Raw genomic sequence first — 22,631 nt, 5'->3', positions numbered from 1 at the left:
CCGACATGCTATCCTAACTAATCAAACCTATTATATATGAAAAAGAACCGATTATCGTTAGCGTTCCTGGCTTTGCTGATTGCAGCTTCCCCTTTACGGGCACAGGATACGCCGCAGACTGAAACAGCCGAGCAAAAGGACAAAAGAATGGAATGGTTTTCACAAGCCAAGTTGGGTATTTTTATCCATTGGGGGATTTATTCTGTTAGAGGAGTGTCCGAAAGCTGGTCCTTCTTTAACAACTACCTGCCCTACGATGAATACATGGAGCAGGAAAAAGGTTTCACAGCCTCCAAGTATGATCCGAAAAACTGGGTGGATCTGATCAAAGAGAGTGGGGCCAAATACACAGTGATAACCACCAAGCACCATGACGGAGTTGCGTTATGGGATACCAAAGTAGGAGATATCAGCGTCGTGAAAAGCACTCCGGCAAAACGTGACCTTATCGCTCCCTTTGTAAAGGAAGTGAGAAAACAAGGATTGAAGCTTGGTTTCTATTATTCTTTATTGGACTGGTCGCATCCTGATTATCCTAACAAAACCCGTACGGAAGTACGTTATAAAAATGATCCTGAACGTTGGGCCCGATTCAACAAGTTCAATTTCGGACAATTGGCGGAGCTGAACAAGACTTGGAAACCGGATCTGTATTGGTTTGACGGAGATTGGGAGCAAAGTTCGGAAGCATGGAATTCCAAAGGAATTGTAGATTTGCTTCGTTCGGATAATAAAAATGTGATTATCAACTCGCGTATACAGGGGTATGGTGACTATGCCACTCCCGAACAAGGAGTGCCGGTGGTGCGTCCTGAAGATAAATATTGGGAACTTTGTATGACCATGAATGATTCATGGGGATATCAGCATACAGACAGCAACTATAAATCACCCTATATCCTGCTTCGTACATTTGTAGACTGCCTGAGCATGGGTGGTAATCTTTTATTGGATATCGGTCCCAAAGAGGACGGTTCCATTCCTGAAGAACAGATCGCTGTGTTGAAGGAGTTCGGCCGATGGACCAAGAAGCATAAAGAAGCTATTTATGAAACTCGCGCAGGTATTCCTACCGAGCATTTCCAGGGATATACCACACTGAATAAGGCGGGGGATATTCTGTATTTATACCTTCCTTACAAACCTAACGGTCCGGTGGAAGTAAAAGGGCTGATGAACAAAGTGAACCGTATATGGGTGGTTGGTAACGGAGCTATGTTGAATTACAAGGTCTACAATAAAAATTATTGGAATTCAGTGCCGGGTAATCTCTACATTGATGTACCCCAACAGGTGCAGGATGAGCAGATTACCGTGCTGGCCGTGTTGCTGGATGGACCGATCAAACTATATCGCGGAGTGGGACAAGTGCAAGATAATAACTAACTTGAATCTGAAAAATACATGAAGAAACTTATTTATACCCTGTTACTTCTGCTGGTTACTTTTCCGGCAATGGCACAAAGCCTTTTTGAACAATATGAGCGTTTTCTGACCGAACCGCGTACTTATGTATGTTATCGTCCGGATGGAAAGTTGAAAATAGATGGTAAACTGAATGAAAGTTCCTGGAATAAGGCGGCGTCTACTGCCCCGTTTGTAGATATAAGCGGAGAAGGATTCCCGACTCCCAAATATGAAACTACCGCCAAGATGCTGTGGGATGATGAATTTTTATATGTAGGAGCTGTTCTTCAAGAAGAGGATATCAAGGCGCGTCTTACCCAGCGTGATACCATCATCTATTATGACAATGACTTTGAAGTGTTTATTGATCCGGATAGCGACGGACACAATTATTTTGAAATAGAAACCAATGCGCGTGGCGTGATTTTCGATCTGATGCTGGACAAACCTTATCGTTCGGGTGGAAATTTCATGGTGCAATGGGACTGCCCCGGATTGAAGACTGCCATCCATTGTGAAGGTACACTGAATAAATCAAAAGATAAAGATAAGTATTGGAGTGTGGAAATGGCCATTCCTCATCAGGCGCTGACCATGAACTTTAACAATCCGTTGAAGGCTGGCAATACCTGGCGCATCAACTTTTCGCGTGTACAGTGGCTGAAGGAGAAAGGACCCGAGGAAAATTGGGTATGGACTCCTACCGGAAGAATCGATATGCACATGCCCGACCGTTGGGGATATCTTTATTTCGTAGACAAGAAAGTGGGAACCTCGCAAGATGAGTTGGTTTACCCGTACAATCAGGCCATTTATAAATTGCTGTGGGCCATGTTCTACGCACAACAGGATAATTATAGTAAACAACATAATTATCTGCGTGCCACAGAACAATTCTTTTTGACTGATAAAGAGTTGAAAGATCTTCCGGCTGATGCCCGGATTGCGGTGGAGGCGACTCAGAACACGTATCAGATAGCTATAACCAATCCTGTTGAAGGAGTCCGTTATGTGATCAATAATGAAGGACGTTTCCGGACAGAAAAGATACCTGCCCGTGAAGTTAAAAATTGGTTGTGGATGCGTCTGAATAACCGTTCGGATGCCGAATGGCAAAAGTGGTTTGCGTTGTTGAAAGAATGTGGTATTTCGGGTGTCATGTTCGAGGGATACAATGAGAATATTTACCGCCTCTGCAAAGAAGCCGGATTGGAGGCGCATTATTGGAAATGGACGATGAACCGCAGGGAACTGCTGAACAAGCATCCCGACTGGTATGCCGTGAACCGTAAAGGCGAGTCTTGTCACGACAAACCGGCCTACGTGGATTATTATCGTTTCTTGTGCCCTAATCACCAAGGTGTGGCAGAGTATCTGGCAGAAGACTATGTAAAGGAAGCCCATAAGCCTTATGTGGATGGTGTTCATCTGGATTATGTCCGTATGCCGGATGTAATCTTGCCTGTCAGCTTATGGAAAAACTATGGTATAGAGCAGAAAGAAGAGTTGCCGGAATATGACTATTGTTATTGTGATGTCTGCCGTGAATTGTTTAAAGCTAAAACAGGACAGGATCCGTTGGAATTAAAGTATCCGATGGAAAACCAGAGTTGGATCAATTTCCGTCTGGATGCCATCACTCGTGTGGTGGATGCCATTACCAAAGCGGTGAAAGCCGATCATAAAGCTATTTCTGCCGCAGTGTTCCCGGGACCGTCCATGGCTCGCAAGATGGTGCGCCAAGATTGGGGAGAATGGACGCTGGATGCTTATTATCCGATGATTTATAATAAATTCTATTATGAAGGTCCTGAATGGATCGGGCGTTCGGTAAAGGAAAGCGTTGAAACGGTGAATGGGCGTGCCAAGATATATGCCGGACTGATGTTTGGTGATATTAAGGACAATTTTGAAGAGGCGCTGGATGAAGCGTACAATAACGGGGCATCCGGTGTATCCTTCTTTGATGGTCCGGATGAAGAATATTTGCATAAATTCAAAGCTTATTTGGATAAGAGAGGATTTGTGGTGAAGTAACTCCGTACTGTTAGATCCTTATATTAGAGAAATAAATCTCTTTTTAGCGGTCACTTTCGATTTTTATCGTAAGTGGCCGCTTTTGCGTTTTATCATTTGTTCTTTTAATGAGTGCGGAAAAGGAATTTATGTGTTCCTTTTTGGTCTTTCTTGGATCTATCTTGAAAATGAATCTGTTAGAATAAAAAAAATGGAGTTCTCTTAGTAAGAGAACCCCATTCCGTTGCAAATGTAGCTATAATAATTCAAATACGGAAATCTTTTATTCAGGAATCAGTCTCTGATAAGGATTCTTATGATATTTGTTTGCAAATTATCCATCTCTGATTATTCGTAAATATCTTATTGTCAGCAGTATATGTCTTTTTGGGGTTCTCTTACTAAGAGAACCCCAAAAAGACATATATAAAAAGTAATGTTTTGATGGTAACAGAAAATAGTATGGAGCTTGAAAATCAAGCGTTCCTTTCAAATCAAGACATAACGGGCGAAGCGCCTAAGTTACTGCTCTGCAGTTCAATCGCTTCCGGCTCAGACCTGGGGTCAAATGAAGGAATCACGCCAATGGCGGGAATAGGAAAAGAATACCCTGAACTCGGCTGGTATTATCTGTATCTTTCCAACAAAGAACTGAAACGCTATATCAGTGTTTTCAGTGGCAGGAAAGCTGTTCGGCTTCGTACACCATCAGGTACCGTAGAAGAGAGATTTTTTTGCTTCAAGGTGTTTTCTTACACTGCCACCGATCATAGGAAACGTTTCGAGCAATGTGCTTATACCAAAGAGGAATATACCGCTCGCCGTGACTCTGCCCGGGTGGTGAAAGAGGCTTTTGCTACCGGCTCCACTCAGAAACTGAATACGTTGACGAACGAGAAAGGGATTGAAGGCAACGGTTGGCTGTTTGTATGTGCCCCTTTGGGGCAGTTGGAATGTATTCTGTCTGCCATGCTTCCCCGCCAGTATCTGGTGACGGACTATAACACACACCGTGCGGCGGTAATTCCTCAACGTCAGATGGAAGAATTTATCTATCTGTATGAATCCATGCCTTACAATATCGAGCTGATGAACCGGCCTTTGGAGGACTATCTTCAGAAAAAGCAACGAATCCGTATTACCGGTGGTGTCTTTCGGGGGAAAGAGGGATGTATCATGCGTTTGCACCGCAATACAAGGCTGGTATTCGCTTTTGGCAATATGACGGTGGCAGTGAGCTATCTTCATGCGTTTCCGTTTGAAAAAATTGATTAGTTTAATTAAAGCCATCCATACATCCCTTGCAGGACGATGGATGGCAGATAAGACTACAGACGCAACTAAGGTTGCAAGTCTATATATTCAGCTGTGACATGGAAACATGGACAGGCTTTTTGCGGATTCAAGTCATGATGGCCTACAATCAGTGCCTTGGGATAACGTTGATGCAGTTGTTCAATCAGTTTTCTCAGCGTAGCCTTTTGTGCTTCCGTCCGAGTGTCTTTCGGCGTTGTTCCGCCGTCATCCAGTCCGCCTAAACAGATAAAGGCTAAGTCAGCTAAAATAATTGACAATTCAGATTATTGCGATTGAATGTTATCAGTCCTCTTTGTGTTGGCTTTTAGATATTAAGAAGTTAGTAAATACATGATACTTTATAAATAAGTTATGCAAGCAATTATATTAGCAGCCGGAATGGGCAAGCGTTTGGGAAACCTGACCAAAGATAATACAAAATGTATGGTTAAAGTGAATGGCATTCCATTGATAGATCGTGTTTTGGGACAATTATCTCATTTTCCATTGTCAAAAGTCATATTAGTAATCGGTTATAAAGGCGAAAAATTAAAAGAATATTTAGGTTTTGATTATCAGGGATTACCTATTCAATATATCGAAAATTCCATTTATGACAAGACAAACAATATCTATTCACTTTCTTTGGCGAAAAAGGAACTTCAAGAGGATGATACATTGCTGATTGAATCTGACTTGATTTTTGATGATACTTTGTTCCCGATGATATTGAATGATCCTTATCCCAACTTGGCTTTGGTCGCCAAGTATGAAACTTGGATGGACGGTACCATGGTTCGTTTGGACGATGAAAACAACATTGTAAATTTCATTCCTAAGAAAGCTTTCAAGTACAGTGATGTGGATTGTTATTACAAGACGGTCAATATCTATAAGTTCAGCAAGGAGTTTTCACGTACCCATTACGTTCCATTTTTGGAAGCCTATACGAAAGCGTTGGGTAACAATGAATATTATGAACAGGTCCTTCGGGTAATTACCTTGCTGGATAAGTGCGAGTTGAAGGCTTTGCCGTTGGACGGGCAGAAATGGTATGAGATAGACGATGTTCAGGACTTGGACATTGCGGAGACCCTTTTTGCGAATTCGGTCATCAAATTGTCCCGTTACCAGAAACGCTATGGAGGATATTGGCGTTTTCCTGCTTTGCTGGATTATTGCTATTTGGTTAACCCCTTTTTCCCTACCCAACGTATGCGTGACGAAATCAAGGCGAACTTTGATGTCCTGCTGACGGAATATCCCTCAGGAATGTCCGTCAACAGCCTTTTGATAGGGAAATATTTTGGGGTGAACCCAGATTATGTTTGTGTGGGCAATGGTGCTGCAGAACTAATAAAGAGCCTGATGGAATATTTGCCGGGTACCATAGGTGTGATATATCCCACATTCGAAGAGTATCCTAACAGATGTAACAAGCAGGAGGTGGTTGTCTATATTCCTTCCAATCCTGATTTCTCCTATAGGGCTTCGGATGTCATGTCTTATTATTCGGACAAGAAGATAGATTCCTTGTTGATAGTCAATCCTGATAATCCATCCGGCAATTTCATTCCATATACCGAGCTTCTTTCCTTGTGCGAATGGGCAGGTTTCCGCTCCATCCGTCTGATAGTGGACGAATCTTTTGTTGATTTTGCGGAGGATGGCCTGAACAGTTCCTTGCTGTATAATGAAATTCTAGAACAATATCCTCACTTGGTGGTGATGAAGAGTATTTCCAAGTCCTATGGCGTTCCCGGACTGCGTTTGGGGGTATTGGCAAGTTCCGATAAGTCGTTGGTCGCTTTCCTCAAAAAAGATGTTTCCATTTGGAACATAAATTCATTTGCAGAGTTTTATATGCAGATATTCGGTAAATATGAATCGGACTACAAGAAAGCGTGCGGCAAGTTCTTGCAGGAACGTAACCGTTTTTTTCTTTCTTTGCAGGATATATCATTTTTGCGTGTGATTCCTTCTCAGGCGAACTATTTCTTATGTGAGATTACCGGTAAATATACTTCTGCCGAGTTGAGTAGGTTGCTTTTGGATCGGAATATCCTGATAAAGGATTGCGGGACGAAGAAAGCTTTTGGAGGAAAGAATTATATCCGTATAGCGGTGAAGAATAGGGATGAAAATAATCGTTTGATTAGCATTTTAGCCAGTTTTGATCTCTAGTGAAAGACTGCATCTTTAATTTTTTCTAATAGATAAGAGTCTTCTTTACTGTATAAACAGATGATTGCTTAGCTTATGTCAATAAAGAAAAATTTTCTATATAATATACTCTTAAATATCTCAAACATAGCTTTCCCAATAATTACAATTCCATATGTAAGTCGGATTTTAGGCGTTGATCAGATTGGAGAATTCAGTTTTGTAACAACCTTGGTTGAATATTTTGTGTTATTTGCGGCTTTAGGCAAGACGCTTTTTGGAAGTAGAGAAATAGCTAAATTAAAAGACAATAAACGATCTTGTAATCGATTATTTAATCGGTTGTTTACAATAAATATTATTTCATCGATATTTGTGTCATTTATTTTTTTATTATCTCTGTTTGGCATTCAACAATTGACCGAAATAAGGTGTTTGCTGTTCATAGCAGGAATTCCTCTTTATTTTTCAGCATTAGACATAAATTGGTTTTATAGTGGATTGGAGAAATTTAAATTGATTTCCCTCCGTTCCGTATTTGTAAAATTAGTTTTATTGATAGGATTGTTATGTTTAGTGAAAAACAAAAGTGATTTAATTATTTACGTACTACTTAACTCTCTGACTTTTTTAATTAATTATATAATAAACATCTACTTTTTTATAAAAGAAGGGTTCTCTATTCGATTGGATTTAAGCGACTGTAAAGTAAATTTAAAAGGACTCGTTTTATTTTTCTTCTCTTCCCTTGCTATGCAGATTTATTTGATGATAGATACAGTAATGTTAGGATTTATGTCTTCATTCTATGAACTGGGCATATATTCATCAGCAATAAAATCTGTTAGAATACTAATGCCTATTATGACATCTTTGGGAATGGTTATGCTACCTCGTTTGTCTTATTGCAACAATATAGGCAATGTCGTTGAATATAGAAAAATGTTGGATTGTGCTTTTGACGTTATTAATTTTTGCTCTTGGCCATTAATGGCTTATTTCCTTTGTATTGCTGATTTGTTTATTCTATTCTTCTTTGGTCAGTCTTTTGGGGAAGCTACATTGCCCCTAAGAATATGTTCAGTATTATTTGTAGTCAGTAACTTTTCTTATTTTTTAGGGATACAGGTAATGACAACAGCTTCTTTTGAATCAAGATATTTGATTGCAACAGTCTGTGGCGTCATCTTTAATCTTTTATTTAATGTTATATTAATACCTTCCATGGGAGCTCGTGGTGCTGCGTGGGCTTCTGTAATAGGTGAAATAATGGTTTCTGCTACATGTGTTTATTATGTATATAAATTGAAATTATATTCAATAAGTTGGCGGTGCTTAAAAAAATCGTGTTGTGCTTCATTTATTTTTCCTTTGGTCTATGTCTGTATGTTTTTGGGGAGTATGGAAAAGAATTTTTTATGGTTCATTCTTTATTCTTTTATAGCATGGGTAGGGTATATATTGATCCAATGCAAATTAAAGAATTCTGTATGCATGTATATATTTTCAACAATAACAAAATATGTTTAGGTTTTTATTGAATTTTATAGGTTTTCTGTTATCTTTCGTTTTTACAGAGAAAATTATGCATGAAGTATGGCATCTGAGAAATGTAATATATTCTTCTATTGTAAGATGTCATTTCAAATCAATAGGAAAAGGTGGGCGTTTTTGTTATCCATTAATTTTAAATGGTGGAAAGAATATTTTAATAGGTGACAAATTTAGTTTGCGTGAACGGGGGCGGATAGAAGCGATAGATTTATATCAAGGCGTAAATTATACTCCTTCAATAATTATTGGTGATAATGTAGCAATGGGGAATGATGTTCATATAGGCGTAATAGGACAACTTAAAATTGGTAATAATGTACTGTTGGGAAGTCATATTTTTATTTCTGACCATTCTCATGGCAAATTAAATAAAACAGATATAAAAAAGGTAGCAATTGAGCGCAGATTATATTCTAAGGGTAATATTATAATAGAGGATAATGTTTGGATAGGAGAAGGGTGTGTTATTTTACCTAATGTAAAGATTGGACAAAACAGTGTAATTGGTGCAAATACAGTTGTTACAAAAGATGTACCTCGAAATTCAATTGTTGTAGGAAATCCAGGTCGAGTGATTCGCCAAATTGAATAAGAATAATTTCTTATGAATTTAACTCTACTTTTTTTTCTATTGTTATTGGGCGTATCCTGTTCATTTTATACTCCCCATAGGTGGTATAATAAAATATATTGGATAATAGCTGCCATGCTATCTGTTGTTATAGGATTACGTGATTTTTCTGTTCAAGATACTGAAAACTATGCAGCTTTATATTCGGGAATTACCGCTTTTGATTTGTCTTCTATCTCGCTATTTTCATTTGAACCGGGTTTTCAATATTATACGCATTTTTTAAAAAAGATTGCAGGAGGAAATCTTAATGGCTATTTCTTTCTCTTAGCATTGACTAATTATGTATTCATTTATTTCGCATTAAATAATTGGGGAAAATGGCATACTCCAGATAATAAAAAGCTAAATTCAGTTTTATTCTTGGTTCTCTATAGTTCATTTTTTGGAATGTTTTACAATGCCATAGTTGTCAGAGCTGGGCTTGCATTATCGATTTTACTATTAGCAACCTCTCTTTTATCTAAGTCACAGCTTAATTATAAAGATTTGTTTTTTGCAGGATGTTTTTTTGTTGTTGCATTGTCTTTCCATTATTCTTCTTTTTTAGGTATTGTTGCCTGTGTTATATATAGGATAGGGGGACGAAAATCTTCTAAAATATATATTATTATTTGGAATCTATTGTTTTTGATATTTATTTTACGTTTAAGTCCTTATGTCGTTTCTATATTGTTGGGGGGCATTATATCTGTATTTGGGATGTTTGATGGTACAGATTTAGCTAAATATTCCTATTATCTAGACGAACTATATAAACTAACGTATGCAATTCCGTATAGAGGTGTTTTTTATTTTGTGATCGGATGGTTTTTTATCCATTATAAGACAAATAATATTTTATATTATAAAGCTTTAAATGTTTATTTAGTAGGTTTGTTAGGAACTGCCTTGTTTTATTCTATAGAGCAAATTTCACGTATCACCGATTATTTCCTAATTTATTCTATCTTCCTTTTATACATTTTGTTTGAAAGATATTTAGATAGAAAATCAGGTGCTTTATTATACTTATGTACTGTAACCATTCAGTTTGTTTTTTTTATTAGAATTATATATGATGCATAAGAGAGTTTCTGTTATTATTGTAACCTATAATTCAGAGAAACACATTTATGATTGTTTATCTTCAATTTATCGTTATAATGATATTGGAGATTTATTAGAAGTTATAATTGTAGATAATAATAGTTGCAATAAAGATTTGATGTTTGAGTCTATTAATCGATTATATCCTCAAACTAAATTGATAGATAATCCTAAAAATGGTGGTTATGGTCAAGGTAATAACATGGGAGTAAAGAATAGTTTGGGAGATATTATTCTGATAATGAATCCAGATGTAAGAATGGTAGAGCCTTTGTTTAAAAAAGCGGTAAACTATTTTGATTCTAATAAGGAAGTAGCTTTATTGGGAATGAAACAGTGGTATAACAAAGGAAAAGAAGGTTTATCGTTTGATGTTGACCCTTCATATTCATTTTTGCATCCTTTTTTATGCGCTATAAAATCTCGTATATATAATAAATTATCTAAGTTTGATAACCGCGATATGTATATAAATGGTTCGTGTTTTTTTATTTGCAAGCAGCCATTTGTAAAAATAGGCATGTTTGATGAAAAGATTTTTATGTATTGTGAAGAGAAAGACTTGAATCGAAGGTTGAGAAACAGTGGATATGAAATAACTTTTGACAAGAATATGAATTATTTCCATTTAGCAGGAGAAAGATCTTTTTCTTATGATGAGTTTAGAATGACGTTAGATTCAGAGTTGTATTATTATCGTAAAAATAATTTGGATGAGATAGAATGTCTCGAAAAGAGGATTTCATTGTTTGAGTTTGTGTATTTCTTTAATAGAATAAGATTGAAGAATCAGATTAATTTAAATTTTTATAAAGCTGTTCATGAATGTAAACGTCGTATTGATGAAATAAAAAAGCGGTAAGTTATGTATAACATTCCTATTCTATTTATTATTTTCAAACGCAAAGATGTTGCGCTTAAAAGTTTTGAATCTATTCGTAAGATACAACCTAAAAAACTCTATGTTGCTGGTGATGGTCCCCGTTCTTATATACAAGGTGAAGCCAAGAAAGTGGAAGATACTCGGCAGGCTATTTTGAAAGCGGTAGATTGGGATTGTGAGATTCATACTCTATTTCAAAAAGAGAATCTTGGTTGTTGTGTGGGAGTTTATTCTGCCATAAATTGGTTGTTTGATAATGAGGATAAAGGTATTATAATAGAAGATGATTGTGTGCTCCGAGATTCTTTTTATCCTTTTGCGGAAGAATTGTTGGTGCGTTATAAGGATGATTACCGTATTGGAATGATTGACGCAGCTAATTATCGACAAAATATATCCATTCCACATTCTTATGGATTTAGCAGATATAAATCCACTAACGGATGGGCTACTTGGAAACGCGCATGGAAATTGATGGATTTGAATATGAATTGGCGAGAGAGTGCTTATGAAGATTCGATCATAAGGAATATGGGATATAAGGCAAAGGATGTACGCTATTGGAAATATCGTATGAAGGCTATCGATTGCAATGATGTGAGTGCATGGGACTGGCAATGGTATTTTACCATGGCAGCTCATAATATGCTTGGCATTTATCCTCAATATAGCCTGATAACGAATATAGGTTTTGGGGCTGAAGCAACACATACTTCTCAAGGAAACATTCCTTCTTGTTATATTTCTCATAAGGATATAGAATTCCCTTTGAACCACCCGCAATATGTGGTTCCTTATATACCATTTGAAAAGGCTTTTTATCATAGTAACAATACATTGTTTAATAGGATCAAGCAACTGTTCCCGTTTGTGTGGAAGAATGCTGTTAAGAAAATTATTAGGAGGTAAATTATGCCTAGTGTTATGACTTCTCATGGGGCTATTCGTTATAAGACCATTCCTCTTTTTCCAGGTGTAAAGCGTATTGATAAGGAAATCGCATTTGAAAACTTATGTCTTCTTAAATCTATATTGGATGCTAACGGGATTAAATTTCAGCTAGCTTTCGGAACTCTGTTGGGAGTTGTTCGTGAACATGATTTTATAGACCATGACGAGGATATTGATCTTGCTTTTCTCGATGAAGACCGTAATGCTCTTTGGAATATATTGCCTGACTTGATGAAAATGGGATTTCGAGTTTGTCGTTATGATAGACGAGATCTTCTTTCTGTTATGAGAAAAGGCGAATATATTGATTTCTATTTTTATCGTCCTTGGCAGGAAGGATATAGGATTTGTTCAGGTTGGGTAAATGTAGAAAAGCATCTTATAAATACAGCTCAAATAGAATTTAAGGGAATATCTTTTCCTGTTCCGTTAGATTATGAAGAGTATTTGGTGGGGGAGTACGGCGCAGATTGGCGCATTCCGTTACAATGGAATAATTATCAAATGCCCAAATGGAAAATTGCAATGTTTAATGTAAAAGAGCATTTAAAAGATGTTTTGCCCGATTGGCTTTTTTCTTTAATTGCAAAAAGATCAGAAAGAGCATTATATACTAAATGCTGCATGAGATTGAATAAAAACTTAGGACAATTATTACCACAAATAGAAGAATGACAATCTCTCTCATTACCGTCACTTACAACAGCGGCAACACACTTTTTTCCACCCTTCAATCTGTCCTTTCTCAAACTCACCTTGATATAGAATACATCATTGTAGATGGTGTTTCCAAAGACCACACAATCGATGTCCTCAAGGAATACGAACCGAAGTTTAACGGGCGTTTAAGATGGATCTCCGAACCGGATAAAGGACTTTATGATGCCATGAACAAAGGAATCAGGATGGCTACCGGTGATGTGGTGGGCATTCTTAATTCGGATGATTTCTTTACCGGAAAAGATGTGCTGGCACAGGTGGTACGGGCTTTTGAAACGGATGACCGCTTGGCAGCCGTTTATGGTGATGTTCATTTTGTACATCCGGATAAGTTGGATAAATGCGTCCGCTATTATTCTTCGAAGGTGTTTAAAAGGAAACTGATGCGTTTTGGTTTTATGCCTGCTCATCCTTCCTTTTATTTGCGAAGGAAATATTTTGGAAAGTTCGGTTGTTATAAGACGGATTATCGGATTGCAGCAGATTTTGAGTTTCTACTTCGAGTGATTTATAAAGGCAATATCAGCATAAAATACTTGCCGATAGATATGGTGACGATGCGAATGGGCGGAGTCAGTACTTCGGGAGTAGTTTCACACAAATGGATTATGAAAGAGCATCTACGTGCGTTCCGTGAAAATGGCATTTATACCAATGTGTTTCTTTTGGGAATTAGGTATATATATAAGGTGGGGGAACTTTTGCTGCATAAATCAGTAAGCCGTTAGGAAAATCTGCATTTTATTGGGAAAACAGGAAGCTATTTCTTTTCCTTGCAAGAAACATCAGTTATAAGAAAATGAAGAGTACAATAGAAATTATATCTATTCTAAAAAGATTGAAAAAGGATTCCGCTTATAAATATGGAATTAAACCTTTTGGGATTTTTGGCTCATTTGCTTGGAATCAACAGGATGAGGCAAGTGATTTGGATGTATTTGTCACTCTTCAGAAATCTGATTTTTTACTTTGGAAAAGATAAAAGAGGAGTTGGAGAAACTTATGCATTTCAAAATTGATATAATAAATTTTAGGGATTCGTTTAAACAATATATATTGATACTTCGGGTGTATTCCGCAAGTCAATTATTCAAATAACTTTTATTACTTTGTCTTGTAAAGATCTATTTATGAAGGTTTTATAAGCTTTATGTGCTTCCATAGGCAGCATTCATTTTATTCTAGACTTAAAAAACAAGCTGATTTATTATGTTGAATATTGTAGTAGTATTCTGCGGTTTTCTGATAGCCGTAGTCCTTGCCCGTATCATTATTCCCCGTATTTTAATCATTTCTCTTCGTAAACGTCTGTTTGATACTCCGGACGCACGGAAGGTGCACAAAAGACCGGTATCTCGGCTGGGTGGAATTTCTTTTTTCCCCGTTATCCTGTTTACTGGCACTTTTCTGATAGGGATCTGTTATATGACAAGATGGGTCTCCTTGGTGGACATAGCGCGGCATTGGGTACAAATTCTGTTTATGTGCACGGGGTTGACCTTGCTGTTCATTGTGGGTATTGCGGATGATTTGATAGGGGTTCGCTATCGTCAGAAGTTTCTGGTACAGTTGATTGCCGCTTCTATGTTCCCGTTGGCAGGATTGTACATCAATGATTTTTATGGGCTATTCGGTATTCATGCGGTTTCTCCTTTCATCGGTGTTCCTCTTACCTTGGTGCTCGTGATTTTTATCACCAATGCAATCAACCTAATAGACGGCATTGACGGTCTGGCATCGGGACTGAGTATGGTAGCATTGTCCGTCTTTGGCACACTGGCTGTCATTGATGACAGATGGATGAGTGCATTGCTGGCTTTTACTACCGTGGGAGTGTTGCTTCCGTTCTTTTTTTATAATGTATTTGGAAATGCGGACAGGGGACGGAAAATCTTTATGGGAGATACTGGAAGTCTTACCTTGGGCTATATATTAAGTTTCCTGGCAGTGCAATACACTATGAATACGTATGAGGCGGGTTTTAATTATGAAGGTGCCATATTGATATCTTTCAGTGTATTGTTAGTTCCCTGCCTGGATGTGGTAAGGGTGGTTCTAGGCCGTGTACGTCGTGGCAAAGACCCCTTTATGCCGGATAAGACACATATTCATCACAAGTTTCTTGCCATGGGATTCACACCGCGTAAAGCGATGATTTCCATTCTATGCATTTCGTTTTTGTTTTGTGCCTCCAATGTGTTTCTGGTAAGCTATCTGAACAATACGGTGCTGTTCCTCTGTGATGTGGCCGTATGGACACTGATGAATCTTTATATCAGTAAGTTGATTTCACGACGCAATATTTCCCAAATATGATTGTTCCTTCTTTCCGCCTTTATCATTTTGCAGTAAAACTGATATGGAAACGTATGCTGGCCCTTACCCTGCTGTTTTGGCTGGGGGTGGCAGGAGTATACTATGCGGTAAACGAGATGCCTGTCTGGCAGGAATATGGTTGGTGGCTGCCATTGATGGTGGGTAGCACTTACTTTCTTTTTATGGACGTAAAATTGATGTTGATGATGATGAAACATGAAGAGAAAAAGAAGTGGAAGCGGTATCGGTTAAAAAATAAGTTCGAAGAATGAGGAATATGAAAATAGGAAGATGTTGTCTTGCCGGTTTGTTTTTGTGGATAGTACAGGGGGCAACGGCTCAAATAAATTATGGCACGACGGGATTGATGAATCTTCCTACTGCCGACATGCAGCGTGACAAGACTTTTATGGTAGGTGGTAACTGGCTGAATCATCATGCTACAGTACCCCGTTGGTGGTATGATACATGGAACTATTATATCAATATAACTATTTTTCCTTGGCTGGAAGCCGGATATCTGTGTACTGGTCATAAGGCAGTTCCTACGGATTATGGCAATAACTCCGGCTATTGGGTGCCATCTACGTATAGCAAGTTCACCAATCAGGACCGTTCTTTTCATTTTCGCTTACGGGTGTGGAAGGAAGATTGGTGGAAACCATGGACGCCTCAAGTGGTGATAGGTGCCAATGATGCGATAGGTGATTCGGCGAATGGTGGTTCCCTATCCAATCAGCAGAATCAAGACTATGGTAATGGCTTTTGGAATCGTTATTATCTGGCAATAACCAAACATGTCAATTTTGATAATATAGGTACGTTAGGTGCGCACATATCGTGGATATACAGCAACCGTTTCGACAATAAACTGAATAATCCTGCTATGGGCGTGAACTTTTGTTTCCATTTGAAAGAGAATGATTCATGGATAAGAAAAGCTGTTAATGGTGTCAATTTAATGGCTGAGGTTGTTCCTGGTTATACAGATGTGAAAGAGGACTTGACATTCAATCCCAATGGACCGAAATATCAAATGAATGTAGGTATGGAATACAGCTTTTGGAAAGACTACATCAACGCTGTAATAGAATTGAACCGTTGCAAATACTTCTCCGGCGGCATTTATTTCAAGATTCATCTGAAATGATAAAATAAATTATTCTATTAGGTAAGCAGTCAAAAATTGGCTCATAATTGAAACCTCTATCTTCGCTGCGAACAAAAATTTTAGAATTTATGTATAGCAGTGAAGATCTTGAAAGATTTTACTTTCAATACCAGACCGAGGCTTTGCCTCATGGAGAATCTCTCCAATCGTTTTGTGTTAAGAACAAAGTTCCTTATAACATCTTTCAGAAATGGTACAGGGATACCCGGAAAAAAGTAGTTGAAGTCCAGGTTGATGGTGCTCCTGTAATCGGTCATGAGGAAAAATCCAGTGCCATTGATCAACCTCAACCGGTATCACCAGGCAGAACTGATCACCCTGTTCGTATTTGGGTTGAGATTCGTATCAGCAATGGCTTGCATTTGTCCCAAAAGAATTTAAGCTACCCGGATTTGGTTCGTATGGTAGAGAAACTGGAGGGGTTATGTTGAGTGTTACCGGTCTGAATCATTTTTATTATGTCCGTGATTTTACCGATATGCGTTGTAAACACAGCCGTGTGCTGTCTGTCATTCGTGAACGGCTTCACCGTGAGCCCAATGATGGAGACGTCTTTATAGTCATGTCTCGCAATCGCAGAATAGTCCGTATGTTTTCATTTGATAATCGTTCATATAGTCTGTTCGAAAAGAAGTTTGTGGCAGGCTATCAGTTCATGAAGGTGGAGCGGAACGGGGCAGATACTGTTTATCGGATTGCCTGGAAGGACGTGGTTTTGATTCTTGAGAATCCTATAGTTAAAACATTACAAATCAGATAATCAATCTATTTATCCACTTGCGGTTTTGCGATTATTTTATTACCTTTAATGTTGTAAATCAAATGTTTAAGTATGATCGATCTGCAAGATATAATTACAACAAAACGAGAGTTGTTGAGTAGGGAAACCTACTCACGCAACCCTATAAATTATAGTGCAGGTATGGCAGAGGATCAGAAAGAGCGGTACATACAATACCTTGCCGAACAGAATCAGGATTTAAGGTTGACAAGTGATGCCATGAAGCTTGTTTTGGAGGATTTTATGGCTCAGATGAAAGATCTGAAGGCTCAGGTGTCCTCTATGGAATCGAAACATGCTGACCTTGAGAATCGGTTATCGGAAGAGCATAAACTTCGCAAATCGGCTGAACGTAAGATTAAATCACTTCAGGAAAGACTTGATTATGCCCATCAGGAACGTTTTGGTGATAGACGTCAAAAGATACAATCTAAAGCTAAAACAAGTGATTCAGACCGCTGGAAGGAGAAAGATGATTATGATGGAACCGATGATACGCTTCGTACGGATTCGGTTGGTCATGCTCCATCTCAAGAGGTAAAAGAGTCTTCCAAGAAAGAGCGTGATTTATCCAATCGCCCTGACGGTTATAAAAGGATGGGAGTAGTTGGAGAGGCGATAGAGCATCCTTCCGATTTGACAAAGTTTCCCGGTCGCATCATTGAAAGAAGAATGGTACGGGTATTCAGTTTTCGTACTTTCTTGATGGAAGAATGCTTCGAGATGGTTCATTATGCAGAGCCTGGTAAAAAGCCCAAGTGGGGTTATTTCCCTTCCGAGGGTCATCCTGAGGTAGTAACCAGTTTTGAAGGTACTAAGGCTGCTCCTGAATTTCTGCAGGCTATTGCCTATGAAGTTTATGTAAAGAATGTGACTTTTGGTCTTCTTCACCAATGGCTGACAGATATGGGCATGACCATTTCTAAAAACACGTTGCGCAACTGGCTTAAGAAAGGTAAGACATACCTGGACGAACTGGTTTGTGTATTGAAGTCTATAGCTTTGGAAAAAGATTCGATAGTGAACTGCGATGAGACCTGGTGTAAAGTGCGCAAATACGATCACTATAAGAAGTGCTACATTTGGGTTCTGGTCAACAAGGCTCAGAAAACAGCCATTTTCTTCTATGAGAATGGCTCGCGTGGTCGTGATGTACTAACAGACTTTTTGGGCGATGCAGAATTGAAGAGTATTATGTCCGACGGATACAATGCTTATGTATTTATCGGCAATGAGCTGAAATCAGGCCGGTTTAAAGATACTGTACACCAAGTTTGTATGTCACATGCCAAGAACAAGTTTGTCAAGGCTTCCAATCAGGGTAGTGAACCGAATGCAGAACGCTTTTCCGAAATTTTAAAGGAGTTCTTTATGAGGGATCGTAAATACGATGATGCCGGATTAACTCCAAAAGAAAGGTTTCAAGAAAGGCAAAGCCTGGCAACGAAGGAACTTCTGATAGAGTTGCGCAGCTTGTTAGATAGTGAACTGACAAAGGATTCAGAATTTAGAAGTCAGTATTATAAGAAGCTCTCAATTATCTGAACCGGTTCTGGAAAGAGATCTTTGCTTACTTGGATGATGGTGAATTACCAATAGACAACAACCTGGCTGAGCGAACCATTCGAAAGCTGACTACTCAACGCAACAATTCACTTCATTATGGTAGTGATGCTGGTGCTGAGATGGCGGCAACCTATCACAGTGTGATTGGAACGGTAAAGCTTCATGGCAGTTCTATCTGGAACTTCATCGGAACTTTTTTCAAAAATATCTTTAACGGGTGCAGGGATTATGTTAACATGGTTCCTGACAAAATCACTTTGGCTACAAGCCAATGTTAAATTCACAAGACTAATTAATTAACAAAACTCAGTTTAGGGCACTGAAAAGTGCCCTTTCGAAGGGGTATGCCCTAAATTGAGTGCTTACATAAAAAAACTAAAATATAATTGCTTCATTATTGGATAAGCGGAATATAATTTGTTTCTTTGTCATACAATATATTAAGCTAATACCATTATGCAAAAAAATGAGATTATCCATTCCATTCGTGAAACGGCTCGTCAGGTGATGCCTTCAGGGAGTCGTGTCATTTTATTCGGTTCTCAGGCTCGTGGGGATGCACATCATGAGTCCGATTGGGATATTCTTATTTTATTGGACAAATCTCGCATATATAATGAAGATTTTGACCGTGTAGCTTATCCACTGGTTGAATTAGGTTGGAAAATCGGTGCGGATATCAATCCATTGATATATACTTATACAGATTGGCAAAGACGGAGTTTCACTCTTTTTTATAAGAATGTAGAACAGGAGGGAATTGAATTATGCCACTAAGTATAGAAGAAAAGAAATCTATTATTGCTTACCGTGTTCAAAAGGCTGATAGCGTTTTTATTGAAGCTTCGGACAATGCTACCATGAATCATTGGAATTTGGTTGCAAATCGTTTGTATTATGCTGTCTTCCACATGGCTTCCGCATTATTGATAGATAAAGGTTTTACATCTAAGACCCATAGCGGTGTAATTTGTTTGTTGGGGCAGGAATTTGCAACTAAAGGGGTTGGACAAAGATGAGATGCGTTTGGTCTCTCGTTTACAGAATATGCGTCATGCCGGTGATTATGATGACATGTTCGATTGGGCTGAAGAAGATGTAAAACCTCTTTTTAACCGAACTGAACTTTTAATCAAAAAGATGAAAAGTTTATTATCGTTGGTGGAATAGTATGTTTCATTTTGTTAATCTTACCCTTCTTCATAATATCGGATTGGCATGGGCCAATCGTTGAGAAATCGCTTAAATTATTAGCTCAAATGTTTTTTAGGCACTTTTCAGTGGCTAAAATCAAATATTTACAATTCAATCTTACGATACATCCCAAACCCCAGTGAATACAGGAGATAAGGACTATTGCCATAGGGGTTGGATACTTATAATATGACGGTTACCGTTCGTTACCTTTATTCTTTTCCGTTTTGCGGACTTCCCGTAGTGAAGGTGGGGATAAACTTTGACTCGGAAAGTCACACTTTGAGTGATTGGATTATAGAGGGATAGACAATAATAGGTCCTGTCTGAATTCGGTGGAGGAACAGTTCATAACCGCTGATAAAATAAATTTATAAAGATAGAATATTTACTATAGGCTGTATGCGATAACGTATGCGGCCTTCCTTGTTTTTGTTGTCGGTAGCGACTGGCATCCGTATAATGTATTGCAAGAGCAAGAACGATTGTCTTCGTGACTACCAGCAGGAGATGAAGCTCAGGCTCTTTGAAGAGTGGGAGCTTCACCGGAGTGTGATGGTACAGATGCCTACAGGCACGGGAAAGACACACCTGCTGTCTGCCATAGTAAGGGAGTTCTTGTGTGGTTCTGGTACCCGGGTATGGATTGTGGCGCATCGTCGGGAACTGGTGGAGCAGATAGAGGAGACGGTTTCCCGTTATGGAATGTGGAGGGAGGACGGAAGTGTGAGGGTGATGTCTATCCAGTGGTTGTCACGAAACCGGAAGATTATGGACGGACAGCCGGATTTGATCGTCATTGACGAGGCGCATCATGCCCTGGCGGAAACCTACCGGGAGCTTTGGAAGAGATATCCGGAGGCGAGGAAACTGGGCATGACTGCTACTCCCTGCCGGCTGAACCGCAAGGGATTCACGGATTTGTTTGATACCCTGATTACCTCATGGAGTATTGCGGAATTCATCGGAAAGGGCTGGTTGTCGTCCTTTGACTATGTGTCCATCCGTGCGAACAGCAGGGAACAGCGGCTGGTTGACTCGTTGAAGAAGCGGGGTGCGGACGGGGATTATCAGGTGAAGGAAATGAATGCGGTGCTGAACCGGGAGACCGGTATCCGCCAATTGTATGAGAGCGTCCGTCGATATGCCGCCGGGAAGAAAGGGATAGTCTATGCCGTGAGCATCGCACACGCCCGACAGATTGCGGCTTATTACAGCCTGCATGGCGTGGAGTCTGTTGCTATCGACAGCAGGACCCCCGCTCTGGAACGCAAGGAACTGGTAGAGGATTTCAGGCGGGGAAAGATCAGCGTGTTGGTCAATGTGGATATTTTTTCCGAAGGTTTTGACTGTCCCGATGTGGAGTTCGTGCAGCTGGCACGTCCCACGCTTTCGTTGGCGAAATACCTGCAACAGGTGGGCCGGGGGCTGCGGAAGTCGGATAATAAGGAATCATGTGTGCTGATAGATAATGTGGGATTGCACCGGATATTCGGTCTGCCTGTCCGTGACCGTGACTGGGAGGCGATGTTCGAAGGACGGATGGCAGGAAATGTTCAGCCCCGGACACGGATGGAGAACAACGGGCTGTCTGTGTCTTGTTCGCTATCGGAAGATAGCAAACGGAATGAAGGACTGGAAATTGTGATGACACACAACTGTCTGCTGGATGCTGTCCGGAACGGGGACTTGGTTCGTCTGGGAGAGGACGGTCCGGCCGGTGGGGAGCAACGGACGGCCTTGAAAGCCTGTCATGACCGGCAGAGTGGTTTGTGGGGCTTGAGGTGCGGGAACAAAATCACAGTGATTCCTCAATACCGGGAAGTATTTGATATTTGTGCAAACCGGGCTGCTGTCCGTTTTAAAGATGGCCGGACAGGGGTGGTGGATAAGTCCGGAGTCCTCATGGTGGTGACAGGCTGTTGCCGGAGATTGAGATTCCTGAAGGGAGAACTTCTTTCTGTCACCAAAGAGGATGGGAGTGACTGTTATACCGATTTGAAGACAAACAGAACTTATCAGGAGAGGCCGGTGGTTTTTTCATACGGCGGCATAGAGTTGCTGCGGGTGGGGGAGACTTTCCATAGCCGCACGCGGAAGGCGTATACCTCTATGCATGGTTTGCACAAAGACAGTCTTTGTTTTTATGGTTTCTACTTGAAGATACCGGATTACCGTGTTCCGAAGTCTTGCCGGCTAGTTGATCCTGTGTGGTCTGCTATATTTGATGTCTTCGCCTGCGTGCTGGAAGGGGATGATGAAGAGGTGTACTGGTGTTGTGGTTGTTTGGCGGATCGGAGCATTGTGGTGATGGACGGGGAAGGAAGCTATTATCATGTGGAGAAAGGAAAGGGGAAGCGGTATATAGCTTGTAATGCTCCTAAGGCGGGCGAAGCGGATTTTGCCTCCGTGGTGGAAGGTCTGAGGAAGGAAGCCGGGCGGCGTGCGGAGAGCGTACAGCGGGAACGGCAACAGAATGAGGAAGAGAAAAGGCGGAAGAGGCTGGAGGAAATAAAAGATGTCCTTCCTTTCCGGATGGGGATGAAGTGGGGGCTGAAATGGGGAGATCGTATCGTAGTGCCTCCTTGTTACCGGAATATCTGTATTCCTGTAGGCGGTTATTGTGCTTTTGAAGGGAATGCCTGCCAGTGGGGGGTGATGGCGCTGGATGGAAAAGTGGTGGTGGAGGCCAGATATCAGAAGGTGGAGATAGAAAAGGATGGAACGGTGCATCTGACCATCATTCCGGGTAAGGTAAAGACCATCAAACTTTGACGGATATTGAATTGTTTGGGTATGGAGTGGGTAAATTTCAGTATATCACGGGTATTTGATGAGGAGAGCAATTAGTGTAAAATAGTTTTTACGCCTTGATGTTATAATCTTTACATAA

19 protein-coding genes and 4 pseudogenes are annotated in these 22,631 nt (G+C 39.7%); 22 read left to right on the top strand and 1 reads right to left on the bottom strand.

From position 1 onward, the window contains the following. Window positions 1-36: 36 nt before the first annotated feature. The 3 genes from GKD17_RS15310 to GKD17_RS15300 all read left to right on the top strand — a co-directional run bounded on the left by GKD17_RS15310 (window position 37) and on the right by GKD17_RS15300 (window position 4,698). A complete protein-coding gene (locus tag GKD17_RS15310; RefSeq protein ID WP_007832238.1) occupies window positions 37-1,386 on the top strand; it encodes an alpha-L-fucosidase in 1,350 nt (449 codons plus the stop codon). An 18-nt stretch (window positions 1,387-1,404) separates the two neighbouring features. Beyond that, window positions 1,405-3,444, top strand: a complete 2,040-nt coding sequence (locus GKD17_RS15305; protein ID WP_007832244.1) for a sugar-binding protein — start codon at window positions 1,405-1,407, stop codon at window positions 3,442-3,444. 423 nt (window positions 3,445-3,867) lie between these two features. After that, window positions 3,868-4,698, top strand: a complete 831-nt coding sequence (locus GKD17_RS15300) for a hypothetical protein (protein ID WP_007832249.1) — start codon at window positions 3,868-3,870, stop codon at window positions 4,696-4,698. Window positions 4,699-4,763: 65 nt separating this feature from the next. On the opposite strand, the pseudogene GKD17_RS15295 reads toward GKD17_RS15300, so the two are convergent. Then, a pseudogene (locus GKD17_RS15295) lies at window positions 4,764-4,961 on the bottom strand (peptidoglycan recognition protein family protein); the annotation flags it as partial. A 130-nt stretch (window positions 4,962-5,091) separates the two neighbouring features. Between GKD17_RS15295 and GKD17_RS15290 the strand changes: the two are divergent. The 19 genes and pseudogenes from GKD17_RS15290 (at window position 5,092) to GKD17_RS15205 (ending at window position 22,513) form a co-directional block, all read left to right on the top strand. Further along, on the top strand, window positions 5,092-6,903 hold the full coding sequence (locus GKD17_RS15290; RefSeq protein WP_007832253.1) for an aminotransferase class I/II-fold pyridoxal phosphate-dependent enzyme: 1,812 nt from the start codon (window positions 5,092-5,094) through the stop codon (window positions 6,901-6,903). Between the two features lie 75 nt (window positions 6,904-6,978). Then, complete coding sequence (locus tag GKD17_RS15285; RefSeq protein WP_007832255.1) at window positions 6,979-8,412, top strand: flippase; 1,434 nt, start codon at window positions 6,979-6,981, stop codon at window positions 8,410-8,412. 55 nt (window positions 8,413-8,467) lie between these two features. Next, window positions 8,468-9,028, top strand: a complete 561-nt coding sequence (locus GKD17_RS15280) for an acyltransferase (RefSeq protein WP_032935622.1) — start codon at window positions 8,468-8,470, stop codon at window positions 9,026-9,028. Between the two features lie 12 nt (window positions 9,029-9,040). Beyond that, on the top strand, window positions 9,041-10,135 hold the full coding sequence (locus GKD17_RS15275; protein ID WP_008671422.1) for an EpsG family protein: 1,095 nt from the start codon (window positions 9,041-9,043) through the stop codon (window positions 10,133-10,135). Beyond that, window positions 10,125-11,018 carry a glycosyltransferase family 2 protein gene (locus GKD17_RS15270; protein WP_007832260.1) on the top strand — a complete coding sequence of 298 codons (894 nt, stop codon included), beginning with the start codon at window positions 10,125-10,127 and terminating at the stop codon, window positions 11,016-11,018. Before GKD17_RS15275 ends, GKD17_RS15270 begins: the two co-directional genes overlap by 11 nt. A 3-nt stretch (window positions 11,019-11,021) precedes the next feature. After that, the gene (locus tag GKD17_RS15265; protein ID WP_007832262.1) at window positions 11,022-11,948 is read left to right on the top strand and encodes a hypothetical protein; all 927 of its coding nucleotides are present in this window, start codon (window positions 11,022-11,024) and stop codon (window positions 11,946-11,948) included. A gap of 3 nt (window positions 11,949-11,951) precedes the next feature. Continuing rightward, window positions 11,952-12,665 carry a LicD family protein gene (locus GKD17_RS15260; protein ID WP_007832263.1) on the top strand — a complete coding sequence of 238 codons (714 nt, stop codon included), beginning with the start codon at window positions 11,952-11,954 and terminating at the stop codon, window positions 12,663-12,665. Then, a complete protein-coding gene (locus tag GKD17_RS15255) occupies window positions 12,662-13,438 on the top strand; it encodes a glycosyltransferase family 2 protein (protein ID WP_007832264.1) in 777 nt (258 codons plus the stop codon). Before GKD17_RS15260 ends, GKD17_RS15255 begins: the two co-directional genes overlap by 4 nt. 71 nt (window positions 13,439-13,509) lie before the next feature. Continuing rightward, the gene (locus tag GKD17_RS15250; RefSeq protein ID WP_007832265.1) at window positions 13,510-13,692 is read left to right on the top strand and encodes a nucleotidyltransferase domain-containing protein; all 183 of its coding nucleotides are present in this window, start codon (window positions 13,510-13,512) and stop codon (window positions 13,690-13,692) included. A 227-nt stretch (window positions 13,693-13,919) separates the two neighbouring features. Further along, on the top strand, window positions 13,920-15,026 hold the full coding sequence (locus GKD17_RS15245; protein ID WP_007832267.1) for an MraY family glycosyltransferase: 1,107 nt from the start codon (window positions 13,920-13,922) through the stop codon (window positions 15,024-15,026). Next, window positions 15,023-15,298 (top strand): hypothetical protein, encoded by a 276-nt coding sequence (locus tag GKD17_RS15240; protein ID WP_007832269.1) that lies wholly within the window; start codon window positions 15,023-15,025, stop codon window positions 15,296-15,298. The genes GKD17_RS15245 and GKD17_RS15240 overlap by 4 nt, the downstream gene beginning before the upstream one ends. Before the next feature lie 5 nt (window positions 15,299-15,303). After that, window positions 15,304-16,176 carry a YjbH domain-containing protein gene (locus GKD17_RS15235; protein WP_235778212.1) on the top strand — a complete coding sequence of 291 codons (873 nt, stop codon included), beginning with the start codon at window positions 15,304-15,306 and terminating at the stop codon, window positions 16,174-16,176. An 89-nt stretch (window positions 16,177-16,265) separates the two neighbouring features. Continuing rightward, window positions 16,266-16,628 carry a hypothetical protein gene (locus tag GKD17_RS15230; protein ID WP_007832273.1) on the top strand — a complete coding sequence of 121 codons (363 nt, stop codon included), beginning with the start codon at window positions 16,266-16,268 and terminating at the stop codon, window positions 16,626-16,628. Beyond that, entirely contained in the window at window positions 16,622-16,957 is a 336-nt protein-coding gene (gene tnpB / locus GKD17_RS15225; protein WP_007832275.1) for an IS66 family insertion sequence element accessory protein TnpB, read from the top strand. Before GKD17_RS15230 ends, tnpB begins: the two co-directional genes overlap by 7 nt. A 72-nt stretch (window positions 16,958-17,029) precedes the next feature. Then, a pseudogene (tnpC, locus tag GKD17_RS15220) lies at window positions 17,030-18,822 on the top strand (IS66 family transposase). Between the two features lie 178 nt (window positions 18,823-19,000). After that, window positions 19,001-19,321, top strand: coding sequence for a nucleotidyltransferase domain-containing protein (locus GKD17_RS15215; protein WP_005851414.1), 321 nt, complete (start codon window positions 19,001-19,003; stop codon window positions 19,319-19,321). Continuing rightward, window positions 19,312-19,714 (top strand): annotated as a pseudogene (locus tag GKD17_RS15210) (HEPN domain-containing protein). The gene GKD17_RS15215 and the pseudogene GKD17_RS15210 overlap by 10 nt, the downstream one beginning before the upstream one ends. Before the next feature lie 243 nt (window positions 19,715-19,957). After that, window positions 19,958-20,047 (top strand): annotated as a pseudogene (locus GKD17_RS23860) (PD-(D/E)XK nuclease domain-containing protein); the annotation flags it as partial. A gap of 105 nt (window positions 20,048-20,152) precedes the next feature. Then, window positions 20,153-22,513: a DEAD/DEAH box helicase gene (locus tag GKD17_RS15205; RefSeq protein ID WP_170272835.1), complete on the top strand. Its 2,361-nt coding sequence runs from the start codon at window positions 20,153-20,155 to the stop codon at window positions 22,511-22,513. Window positions 22,514-22,631: the final 118 nt, after the last annotated feature.

It is taken from the genome of Phocaeicola dorei (assembly GCF_013009555.1).
Lineage (GTDB): Bacteria > Bacteroidota > Bacteroidia > Bacteroidales > Bacteroidaceae > Phocaeicola > Phocaeicola dorei.
This window is presented reverse-complemented; position numbering and strand designations above follow the sequence as displayed.